1 protein-coding gene is annotated in these 534 nt (G+C 44.2%); it reads right to left on the bottom strand.

The features are described 5' to 3' along the window. The coding region (locus tag BCT81_RS01725; RefSeq protein ID WP_133152488.1) for a hypothetical protein at positions 1–342 on the bottom strand (342 nt) is incomplete at its 3' end. Positions 343–534 lie beyond the last annotated feature (192 nt).

Genomic DNA, 534 nt, shown 5'->3' on the forward strand with positions numbered 1-534 from the left:
GTCACGCCGTGCAGTCATGTCAGTTTCAAAAACTGACACGGTATAGTCACGCCGTGCAGTCATGTCAGTTTCAAAAACTGACACGGTATAGTCACGCCGTACAGTCATATCATTTTCAAATACGGACTCAATACAGTCAGCCTGTGCAGTCATATCAAGTTCAGAATGTTGAGGGCGATGGTCAGGAAAAACAGCGATACATAAGCCATTGAAATATTTACGGCTGACCAATATATAACCGGTATAAAATCCGGAAAAATCACCTAAGTCGTATAAATACAACCCAGTATTGAAATCAATCGTTCGCGGGTTCATTAGATGAAATAGAAATTGTTCGCTCATTACCGTGCAGTGATGCTAAACCCTTATCCGATGGGGCATTCTACTCAAGCAGTTCATGATCGCTCATTACCGTGCAGTGATGCCAAACCCTTATCCGATGGGGCATGCTACTCAAGCAGTTCATGATCGCTCATTACCGTGCAGTGATGCCAAACCCTTATCCGATGGGGCATGCTACTCAAGCAGTTCATG

It is taken from the genome of Vibrio sp. 10N.261.52.A1 (assembly GCF_002876325.1).
Classification (GTDB): domain Bacteria; phylum Pseudomonadota; class Gammaproteobacteria; order Enterobacterales; family Vibrionaceae; genus Vibrio; species Vibrio chagasii.